Here is an 11206-nt window from a genome sequence, read left to right as displayed (position 1 = left end):
CTACAGAACTCACGTTTTCAACCTCCCCTTCGCGAATAGTCCCTCTTTACTTTTCAACTTTTAACGTTTGTAAGTATGCATTTAATGCATCAATTTGATCATCCGTTAAGTTGCCATATTTGCCAGTCATTTTGTTTCCTGGCTTCATATTTTCAGGATCTTTCAGCCATTTTTTTAAGTTTTCTTCATTGTTTTCGGCAATACCGGCAACCATATCGCGATCCGCAAAGTTTGCTAAGTTTGGTGCGATACGAGCGGAAGGTGGTCTACTATCATTAGATCCAACTGCGTGACAACCAATACAGCTTTTATTAAATATTTCTTGGCCCTCTTGCGCCTTTGTTGAAGCTACTTCTTTCTTCCCATCAATCTTCTTCATATCAGCAAGCCATTTTTTGTACTCGCTTTCATCTAAAGCTTTCACTTTAAATTGCATTAAAGAATGTGATGGGCCGCAAAATTCTGTACAAAAACCATTATAAGTGCCCGATTTATCTGCCTTTAACCACATTTTGTTCACATTGTCTGTATTTGTATCCATTTTCCCTGCTAAAGATGGAACCCAAAATGAGTGTTTAATATCGGCACCCTTCAAATTTAAATACACTTTCTTACCTGTGGGGATGACCAAATCTTGCGAAGTTACTATCTTTTCTGATTTATAAGAAAATTCCCACCAATAAAGATTCGCTGTTACATCAACAACGATAGTATCTTTATCAATATTCTTTTTCTCCATCGCACTTACATCAGCAAGTTTGAATGTATATGTAACTGTTGGAACAGCTAAGATTAGTAAAAGAATAATCGGAATAACTGTCCATATAATTTCTAGCTTGTGATTCCCTTCAACTTGCTCTGGAATATAATCTTCCTGACCTTTCTTTTGTCGGAAACGCACAATTACATATAAGAAAATAATAGTAACTACTAGTACTACTCCTACCATGATTGCACTCGCCAGTAGAAGTAAATCATATTGCATTTTTGCTACTTCTCCTTGCGGAATTAAAGTAGATTGAAAGGCTTTACCGCATCCCCCTAACAGTAAAGCCAGCAGTGAAACGAACGAAAGCAGTCGCCACTGTTTCTTCATACAAACAACCCCCACTTTCCTTGTGAATTAGATTGTACTTTATAGTTAAGTAAAGTAAATCTCAACGTAAAGAAATCCAATTATGTCGTTGTCTTAGAAGAATGTAACTACAATCATTGATACAAATAAGATTGTTAAATAATTTAGGGAATAAACAAACATTTGCACGGACCATTTGATGTCATCTTTCTTACGGAAGCCATAAAATCCTAAAACGATCCATCCGATGTTAAGCAGTGTTGCAATTACCATAAATGTTATCCCTAGTCCACTCATATAAAATGGTAGTGGTAATAAACATACTGTCCAAATCATAATTTGGCGTTTCGTAATTTCAAATCCATGAACTACAGGAAGCATTGGAATTCCTGCATTTCGATATTCATCAACACGTTTCATTGCTAATGCAAGGAAATGTGGGATTTGCCAAATAAACATAATTAAAAATAACATCCAAGCAATTGGATGGCCTAAAGATGGATCGATTGCTGCCCATCCAATTAAAGGAGGAACTGCACCAGATATACTACCTACAACAGTATTTAGTGTATACTTTCTCTTTGTCCATAAACTATATAGAACAACATATGTGAAAGCACCAATAAATCCCATTAAGACTGCCATTGGTGTTGTTAATAATAAAAATACAAAACCAAGAAGTAATATGACTAGTCCAAATGTAAGTGCAAATCCTGGTTTATACTTTCCAGTAACCGTTGGACGGGTCTTTGTTCTTTCCATTAATGGATCGATGTCTCGATCAATGTAGTTGTTTAAACAACATACCCCTGCCATAATTAATCCTGAACCAACGATTGTAAAGAATAACTTATCCAGATTGTCCATTACACTTAATCCATTAAAGTGTAATGCCAACCAAAATCCTGTAAATACAGTAAGTGTATTTGAGTTTACAATCCCCATTTTAACGAGTGCTTTTAAATCTTGTAACCGAGTTGTTTCCGGTACACTTGTAACAGCGGACTCATCATGCAGCTCACTTGTTGCATGGTTCATCACTCTAACCCCCTCTTAAAACTTTCATCTTTCTTTTTGCGCCTATTTCAAATGAAATAATTCGCTTCTATATAGCAATATTATTACAGTAGAAACATTGTTAACCCATTCTACTACTAATCTACGCCCATACTCCAATATATTAAATCATATTTCCCGAACATTTTGTGAAGAAAACATGAACTTTTTGTGTCGAATATAAAAAACTTCATTCTGACTTATCCTTATCATAACATGATGTTACCTTCTATAATAAACTATTTTGTCCTATTTAACACGTATTCTCCCCATTTCTTTTCAAAATAGCCTATTTTTCACCCAAAATTTTCCTTGCGAACCCTGTTTTTACACCTATTTTCTCTCCCTTTCCTTCCCCCTCCATTTCTTTGCTATTTTATTATTTTTTATATATCATAGGAACTAGCGCGTTTTATTCTATACATAATGGAATGAAAATATTTCGCAATAACTTCATAGCAGAAAGATGGTGAAAGAGATTGCAACGCTTTATTAAATGGTTAGCAGTCATTACAAGCATTGATTTATTAATAGTTTTATTAGGAGGCGCTTTAGTTACAAAAACAGGTTCTGGTCAAGGTTGTGGTAAATCATGGCCACTTTGTAACGGTGAATTTGTTCCATCTAATTTATCAATGGAAACTATTATTGAACTTAGCCACCGATTAACATCAGGATCAGCTGGAATTCTTGTCACTCTACTTTGTATTTTGTCCTGGAAATATTATAAACATGTGCGTGAAACAAAAACGTTAGCAATTTTATCCTTCGTATTTTTAGTTGCACAAGCATTAATGGGAGCAGCAGCAGTTGTTTGGGGACAAATGCCAGCTGTACTTGCTATCCATTTCGGTATTTCCTTAATTTCATTTGCTTCTGTCATTTTATTAACGTGTCTTATCTTTGAAATTGACCAAAAATTTGATGCACGTTCACTTATTATGGACAAAAAAATGAAATTTCATATTTATGGTGTAACAATTTACAGTTATATCGTCGTCTACACAGGTGCTTTAGTACGTCACGAACGAGCTAGCTTAGCCTGTCCAGACTTTCCTTTATGTAGCAAAAACAGACCTATGCCAACTCAACTACATGAATGGGTTCAAATGGGCCATAGAGTTGCAGCGATGTTAATTTTCGCTTGGATACTATACGCGATGATTCTCGCTATTCGCCATTACAAGCAGCAATCTGTAGTATATTGGGGATGGATTATTTCATTTATCCTTGTTACACTTCAAGCTGTAGTAGGAGTTTTAGTTGTATTTACAAACGCTAGTTTAGCAATGGCATTGTTACATTCTCTATTCATTTCTTGCTTGTTTGCCGTACTATGCTATTTAGTTATGCTAGGAACAAGAAGTAAAGTGAATGCCAAAGAAGCCGAATCAACTTCTAAACAAACAAAATAATTTAAAACTAAAATCCCTTGCCAATTCGGCAAGGGATTTTTTGCAATAAGAAAAGAGCTGTATTCACACAGCTCTTTTCTTATTTTAGTGATCTAATTCAATAAGTAAATCACCCGTTTGAATCGCATCACCATCGTTAACATATACTTTCTTCACTTTACCATTGAACGGCGCTTGAACTGTCGTTTCCATTTTCATCGCTTCTGTAATTGCCATAGAATCGCCTTTTTTCACTTCGTCGCCTTCTTTTACAACTACTTTAATTACCGTTCCTGGCATCGTTGCACTAATATGATTTGGATTCTCACGGTTTCCTTTCACACGTTGTGCAACTGTTGCTTTTACACTCTCGTCTTTCACGATAATTTCACGTGGTTGACCGTTAAATTCCAAGTAAAGAACACGGTTTCCATCCGGCTGAGGTTCTCCAATTGATACTAGTTTAACCATCAATGTTTTACCCTGTTCAATTTCTACATCAATTTCTTCACCTAGTCTCATACCATAGAAGAACGTCGGTGTATCAAGTACAGATACATTTCCATAAAGCTCAGCAACTTTTTCATAATCCATAAATACTTTTGGATATAAAGCATATGCTACTACATCAAAAATCGTTACTTCGCGTCCAAGTTTATGGAATAATTCTTCTTTTAACGCTTCGAAATCTACTGGGTCTAGTAATTCACCTGGTCTTACTGTTAATGGCTCTTTCCCTTTTAAAATAATCTTTTGTAATTCTTTCGGGAAACCACCGTACGGTTGACCTAAATCACCAGAGAACATTTCAACAACAGACCCTGGGAAGTCCATCGCATGTCCACGCTCTAAAACATCTTGTTCTGTCAGATGGTTTTGAACCATAAATAATGCCATATCACCAACAACTTTTGATGATGGTGTTACTTTTACAATATCTCCAAACATGTCATTCACACGGCGGTACATTACTTTCACTTCATCGAAGCGATCTCCTAAACCAACCGCCTTCGCTTGTTGCTGAAGATTACTATACTGCCCACCCGGCATTTCATGCATATATACCTCTGTATGAGGCGCATTCATACCACTTTCAAACGGTGCATAGTATTTGCGTACATCTTCCCAATAGTGAGATAGTTTTTCTAAAGAATCTATATTAACATCTGGTTGTCTTTCGTTTCCGCCTAACGCATAGTATAGCGTGTTCGCACTTGGTTGTGACGTTTGACCAGCCATAGAACTCACTGCTACATCGACGATATCAACACCTGCTTCAATTGCCTTCGTATACGTTAATATACCATTTCCACTCGTATCGTGCGTGTGCAGATGAATTGGAATCGACACTGTCTCTTTTAATGCAGAAACTAAATCATATGCTGCATTTGGTTTTAGTAAGCCCGCCATATCTTTAATACCTAAAATGTGAGCTCCTGATGCTTCTAACTCTTTTGCTAAATTTTTATAATAATTTAAATCATATTTACTACGCAGTGGATCATGAATATCCCCTGTGTAGCACATTGTTGCTTCTGCAATTTTACCAGTGTCTCGTACAGCGTCAATTGCAACTCTCATGCCCTCCACCCAGTTTAAACTATCAAAAATACGGAATACATCAATGCCTGCTTGAGCAGAACATTCCACAAATTTTTGAATTAAATTATCTGGATAGTTTTTGTATCCAACTGCGTTTGAAGAACGAAGTAACATTTGGAATAACACGTTCGGCATTTTTTCACGAAGATCTAGTAATCGTTCCCATGGATCTTCTTTTAAGAAACGATACGCAACATCAAACGTTGCACCGCCCCACATTTCCGCTGAGAATAGGTTCGGTAACATTCTCGCTGTTGGCTCCGCAATTTGATGTAAATCTTTTGTACGAATACGAGTTGCAAGTAATGACTGGTGTGCATCACGGAATGTTGTATCCGTTAAAAGTACACGTTTTTGATCCTGTACCCATTTTACTAATCCGTCCGCTCCACGCTCGTCCAAAATTTGTTTCGTTCCATTTTGGATTGGCTCTGAATGTTTTAAACATGGAATACGAGCATCTGGGAATATTGGTTTTTCTTTTTTCCCTACTCCTGGGAAACCATTTACTGTTACTGTACCAATGTAATTTAACATTTTCGTTCCACGGTCTTTACGTTTCGGGAACAAGAACAATTCAGGTGACGCATCGATAAATGAAGTATCATATTCTCCTGATAAGAAGTTTTTATGCTTTACTACATTCTCTAGGAATGGAATATTTGTTTTAATACCACGAATACGGAATTCTTTTAAGTTACGTTCCATTTTTGCAGCAGCTTGCTCAAAAGTAAGTGCCCAAGTTGTAACTTTTACAAGTAAAGAATCGTAGTACGGTGTAATAACTGCACCTTGGAAGCTATTTCCTGTATCAAGACGCACACCAAAACCACCACCTGATCGATACGCCATAATTTTTCCTGTATCCGGCATAAAATTATTTAGCGGATCTTCAGTTGTTACACGAGATTGAATTGCAAATCCATGTACAACTACTTCCTCTTGCTTCGGAACACCTACCATTTTGCTATGTAATGAATGTCCATCCGCTATTAAAATTTGTGATTGAACAATATCTACTCCCGTAATCATTTCTGTAATCGTATGTTCTACTTGAACACGTGGATTTACTTCAATAAAGTAAAACTCATCATCTTTTACAAGGAATTCTACTGTTCCTGCATTTAAATAGTTTACATTTTTCGTTAACTTCACAGCAGCATCACAAATACGCTGACGCAGATCATCTGAAAGTGATACACTCGGTGCAATTTCTACAACTTTTTGATGACGACGTTGTACAGAACAGTCACGCTCGTATAAATGAACAACATTGCCTTCTTCATCTGCTAAAATTTGTACTTCTATATGTTTAGGTTTTTCAACGAATTTTTCGACGTAAACTTCATCATTACCAAAAGCTGCTTTCGCTTCTGATTTCGCTCGATTATATGATTCTCCTAATTCCTCACTAGTACGCACAATACGCATACCACGACCGCCACCCCCAAGGGATGCTTTAATAATAATCGGGTAATCATACTTTTCAGCAAATTTTTCGACTTCTTCTAATGAATTTACTGGGCCATCACTACCAGGTATAACTGGAATTTGTGCTAGCTGCGCTTGTGTTCTTGCTTTCACTTTATCTCCAAACATATCTAAATGCTTACTTTTCGGACCAATAAAGATAATTCCTTCTTCTTCACAACGTTTAGCGAATTGAATATTTTCTGACAAGAAACCATATCCAGGGTGGATTGCATCTACATGATTACTTTTTGCAATCTCAATAATGCCTTCAATATCTAGATAAGCATCAATTGGTTTTTTTCCTTCCCCAACTAAATAGGACTCATCGGCTTTATAGCGATGATAAGAACCACTATCCTCTTTAGAATAGATTGCAACTGTTTTTAATCCAAGTTCCGAACAAGCTCGAAACACACGAATTGCAATCTCTCCACGGTTAGCTACCAATACTTTTTGAATACGTTGCAGCTTTGTCATGATTTTCCCCCTCTACTTCCCTACCACTCTAGAGATAAAATATATACACACCTTAAAAAGCGTGAAGTTCTTCACTTTCCACATTATATTATACTTAGAAAGCTTCACTTTATTTTTATCCATCATACCTTATTTTCTAACAAATGATAAGTTTTCTGTGCAATTTGTTTCACAAAAATAGTATAGCATACCTCTTCCTTTTCTAACAACTTAATTGTATATCACATTTAACTTAATGTGATATATCTTTTAACTGAAAGAGAAATTAGTACATCATATTTAAAACTACTTAAAAATAAAAAACACATCATGCTCTAAAGCACAATGTGTTTTTATTTTACAACTACAAGATGTGGTCCATTTTGTTCTCTTTCTTTCATTACACCATTCTGTTGTTTCTCTTGTCGTTTCACGTGACTAGCAATATTAAGTAGTATTCCCATTGCAAGTAGATTAGCTATTAAGGAACTTCCACCATAACTAATAAACGGTAAAGGCACTCCAGTAAGCGGTATTAATCCAGACATACCACCAACATTAACAAAAGTTTGTACTCCTATTAAACTTGCAATTCCGATTGCAATTAAACTTCCAAAAGGATCGTTACATTTTTGAGCAATCCTGAATGAACGAATAATAATAAGTAGCAAGCAAATTAAAATAATAGCTACACCAATAAAACCTAATTCTTCAGATATAATAGCCATAATAAAATCTGTTTGAGGTTCTGGTAAATAACCATATTTTTGCACACTATTTCCTAATCCTCGACCATTTAGCCCTCCTGAAGCAATTCCAATAAAAGAATTTACTAATTGGAATCCATCATTCTGAGGATCATTGAATGGATCAAGAAAAACTGAAAAACGTGCCTTTTGATATCCACTTAATTTATAATTAGCCAAAAAATATAGAGCTGGAATCCATACTATAGAAGTTAAAACAATTCGTTTAATCCATAAATTAATCCTTACTCCTGAACAAAGAAACATAATCCCTACTGTTCCTGCAATTAACAAATCGGTACCTAAATCATTTTGCTTTAAAATTAAAAACATTGCCATTCCAACAAAACCAAGTGTAAGTCCCGACCCTTTAAAAACAGGTGTATTTGTTTCTTGTCTCCTTGCAAAAAAGCGAGCTAATATAATAATAATCGATAATTTAACAAATTCAGCGGGCTGTATACCTAATATCCAACCTTTTGCACCATTTATTTCCTTACCAAAAATCAAGGCTGCTGCTAGTAAAGCAATACTCCCTAGCCCCATCGCCGATAAAATTATTCGTTTTCTCCAAAACTTATAAGGTAACGAAGCTACAATTACTAACAATACCGTTCCAATAGCTAAAGTTATTAATTGTTTTTTAAAAAAGTAATTTGCCGGCCAGTTATGCCTCGAAATCGCAACAATGGAACTAGAACTATATACCATTATTACTCCCAGCACACATAAGATAACAAGAGGAAGTAATAATGAATAATCCATTGATTTCCATACTTTTTTCATTTCATTTCCTCTTTCTGTTTCAATTTAATTATTGTTGTATTCCATATGTACATTGATTCTTCCTGCTTTATTATACAAATAAAAAGCTCAAACTAATTTAGTTTGAGCCCCCTTATTTGAACCCGTTATTGTTGTTTGTTTGTAAATGCTTCATGAAGTGCAGATAACTCACGTTCGAGCTCACCTAACATTGCTTTCCCTTGTTCTTCTGCAATAAGACCAAGGCGAACCGCAAAATCGACCTCGCGGGATAGTCCAAACATTTGTGTGTCTAACACTTCTTCATATAATGGACATTGCGGCATTGTAAGATGGTCCATTTGCACCTTAATAAGTCTTAAAATCTTCTCTGCATCCGCTTGTAGAAGGGCTAGTGCCTTTTCCTGATGATTTGCTACTGTCTCAGACGCCAAATTGATTCCCTCCGTTTCCGTCCTACTCTCCTCTATCCTATCTATTAATATTAGCGATAGTTTTAATAAATTGCAATAGAAACATTTTTTGTGACAACAGTGTCTAATACTATTATACTGAAAAGTGGGAGTATAACACAAATGGGGGAACAACAATGAGCGAAATTTTATTTATTAACGGAAAAGTACGTTTTCCAATCACTATTGATCCAACTGTTTGGATCTTTGATGATCGAAAAGTAGATTTGACAACTTACTTTGATGAAACTAGAGAAAACACGTCTGAACTAGAAACTTATTTAAAAAACACTTCAGAACATTGGGATCGCGAAATCCGTGATGGTGCCGCTTTTCCTCCAATACAACAAAGTGTGAAGAAATATAAAAAAGAACAGCTGATTACTGGAACATTTGGTATACCATTTCATCCATTTCTTGCTAACGCTGAAATTTTAGAGGACGCTACGCAAGTTGAAATTGAAACGGTAGATCATACAATGACACTTCCATTAGAAACTGTCAAAAATGCTATACTAGGCTTTTCAAAAGAAGGAAAACCATTAAAAGAAGACGGACCTGTTCATCTCTATTTCAATGATGGATCTAATCAACAAAATCCAATCCGTAACATCCGTAAATTTACAATTATTTAAAGAAAAGGAGTGAGCTTAAGCTCACTCCTTTTTACAATAAATCTGCTGCTAGTTGAGCTAAATTAGATCGCTCACCTTTAACAAACTTCACATGACCACTAATACGCTGTTCTTTAAACTTCTCTACAACATATGTTAAGCCATTATTATATTCATCTAAATATGGGTGATCAATTTGCTGAGGATCTCCCATCAATACAATCTTACTCTTTTCCCCTACCCTAGTTAATATCGTTTTCACTTCATGCTTTGTTAAATTTTGTGCTTCGTCAATGATAATGAACTGATCTGGAATACTTCTCCCGCGTATATAAGTAAGGGCTTCTACTTCAATCGAACCCATTCCAGCTAAAATAGCATCTAACTCTCCTGGCTTTTTCGTATTAAATAAATACTCTAGGTTATCAAAAATTGGCTGCATCCATGGTCTTAACTTTTCTTCTTTTTCTCCTGGTAAATAACCGATATCTTTTCCGACTGGAACAATTGGTCTTGCCACAAGTAATTTTTTATATAACCCTAAGTCTTCTGTTTGCATAAGTCCCGAAGCTAACGCAAGTAACGTTTTTCCTGTGCCGGCTTTCCCCGTTAACGTTACAAGCGGAATATCTTCACGAAGCAACAATTCTAATCCCATAATTTGCTGCACGTTTCGTGGTCGTATCCCCCATACTTGTTCATTGTGAAAAATAAGTTTCTTTACCTTCTTACCTAAGTGATCCACAATGCCAAGAGCAGAACTAGAGCCCCCTAATGCATCTTTCATCACTACAAACTGATTTGGGTAAAAAGGATGATTCGCAATTTCAGATAGAGGCAATTCACCTTTCTCATAAAAATAATCCAATTGTTCTTTTGATATATACCCTTCTAAAAAACCAGAATATATATTTTCTACTTCAATTACGCGATCACTTAAATAATCTTCAGCCTTCAAACCAATTGCATCAGCTTTTACCCTTACGAGTACATCTTTACTTACTAAAATAACAGACTTCCCGTCCTCTTTTTCCTGTTCTTCTAAAGATAGATTTTTTGCTACAGCTAAAATTCGATTATCATTTGTTTTTTCTACAAAAATATCTTGTAGTTGAACAAATGAACGATGGTTCAATTCAATACGAAATGTTCCGCCATTTTCTAGCGGGATACTTTCATGCAGCTTTCCTATTTCACGAAATTTATCTATTAACTTAGATACATAACGAGCGTTTCGTCCTACTTCATCCATATAACGTTTTTTCGAATCAACCTCTTCTAATACAACTGCTGGAATCACTACTTCATTGGTTTCAAATGAAAAAATAGATAAAGGATCCTGCAAAAGTACATTCGTATCTAACACATAAATTTTATCCAACCTGTTACCCCCTGACTCCACTTTTAAATTTGTAGAACAAGGGTTTCATCCATACAATATGGACGAACCATTGTTATAATTATATGTACCGTGTAAACGAGGTAGAATCGAAAATCATAGTCATTAAACCTTTTATTTATTCTTTATTTATTCTTTATTTATTCTTTATTTATTCTTTATTCATTTCTATTC

General features: G+C 35.4%; 8 protein-coding genes. 2 read left to right on the top strand and 6 right to left on the bottom strand.

The genetic code is table 11. From position 1 onward, the window contains the following. Positions 1 to 46 precede the first annotated feature (46 nt). Positions 47 to 1096 (bottom strand): cytochrome c oxidase subunit II, encoded by a 1050-nt coding sequence (coxB, locus tag ABWK52_RS15770; protein ID WP_000745268.1) that lies wholly within the window; start codon positions 1094 to 1096, stop codon positions 47 to 49. Between the two features lie 93 nt (positions 1097 to 1189). Next, complete coding sequence (ctaB, locus tag ABWK52_RS15765) at positions 1190 to 2113, bottom strand: protoheme IX farnesyltransferase (RefSeq protein ID WP_001015056.1); 924 nt, start codon at positions 2111 to 2113, stop codon at positions 1190 to 1192. Positions 2114 to 2610: 497 nt separating this feature from the next. Between ctaB and ctaA the strand changes: the two genes are divergently transcribed. Further along, positions 2611 to 3546, top strand: a complete 936-nt coding sequence (gene ctaA, locus ABWK52_RS15760) for a heme A synthase (protein ID WP_098541584.1) — start codon at positions 2611 to 2613, stop codon at positions 3544 to 3546. Between the two features lie 84 nt (positions 3547 to 3630). On the opposite strand, the gene pyc is transcribed toward ctaA, so the two are convergent. The 3 genes from pyc to ABWK52_RS15745 form a co-directional block, all read right to left on the bottom strand. Further along, entirely contained in the window at positions 3631 to 7077 is a 3447-nt protein-coding gene (gene pyc / locus ABWK52_RS15755) for a pyruvate carboxylase (protein WP_098430289.1), read from the bottom strand. 332 nt (positions 7078 to 7409) lie between these two features. Beyond that, the gene (locus ABWK52_RS15750; protein WP_000758413.1) at positions 7410 to 8588 is read right to left on the bottom strand and encodes an FtsW/RodA/SpoVE family cell cycle protein; all 1179 of its coding nucleotides are present in this window, start codon (positions 8586 to 8588) and stop codon (positions 7410 to 7412) included. A gap of 125 nt (positions 8589 to 8713) precedes the next feature. After that, on the bottom strand, positions 8714 to 9001 hold the full coding sequence (locus ABWK52_RS15745) for a YlaN family protein (protein WP_000135694.1): 288 nt from the start codon (positions 8999 to 9001) through the stop codon (positions 8714 to 8716). Positions 9002 to 9156: 155 nt separating this feature from the next. Between ABWK52_RS15745 and ABWK52_RS15740 the strand changes: the two genes are divergently transcribed. Next, positions 9157 to 9654: a hypothetical protein gene (locus ABWK52_RS15740; RefSeq protein WP_001289809.1), complete on the top strand. Its 498-nt coding sequence runs from the start codon at positions 9157 to 9159 to the stop codon at positions 9652 to 9654. Positions 9655 to 9685: 31 nt separating this feature from the next. On the opposite strand, the gene ABWK52_RS15735 is transcribed toward ABWK52_RS15740, so the two are convergent. Further along, positions 9686 to 11014, bottom strand: a complete 1329-nt coding sequence (locus ABWK52_RS15735; RefSeq protein WP_000358083.1) for a PhoH family protein — start codon at positions 11012 to 11014, stop codon at positions 9686 to 9688. Positions 11015 to 11206: the final 192 nt, after the last annotated feature.

This window comes from Bacillus sp. AP50 (assembly GCF_040492675.1).
GTDB lineage: Bacteria > Bacillota > Bacilli > Bacillales > Bacillaceae_G > Bacillus_A > Bacillus_A cereus.
The sequence above is the reverse complement of the archived record's forward strand: the minus strand, read 5'-3'. Positions and strand labels throughout refer to the sequence as shown.

Excerpts from the sequence above, each read along its gene's own strand:
- coxB (WP_000745268.1), bottom strand. The coding sequence starts at position 1,096 with ATGAAGAAACAGTGGCGACTGCTTTCGTTCGTTTCACTGCTGGCTTTA.
- ctaB (WP_001015056.1), bottom strand. The coding sequence starts at position 2,113 with ATGAACCATGCAACAAGTGAGCTGCATGATGAGTCCGCTGTTACAAGT.
- pyc (WP_098430289.1), bottom strand. The coding sequence starts at position 7,077 with ATGACAAAGCTGCAACGTATTCAAAAAGTATTGGTAGCTAACCGTGGA.
- ABWK52_RS15750 (WP_000758413.1), bottom strand. The coding sequence starts at position 8,588 with ATGAAAAAAGTATGGAAATCAATGGATTATTCATTATTACTTCCTCTT.
- ABWK52_RS15740 (WP_001289809.1), top strand. The coding sequence starts at position 9,157 with ATGAGCGAAATTTTATTTATTAACGGAAAAGTACGTTTTCCAATCACT.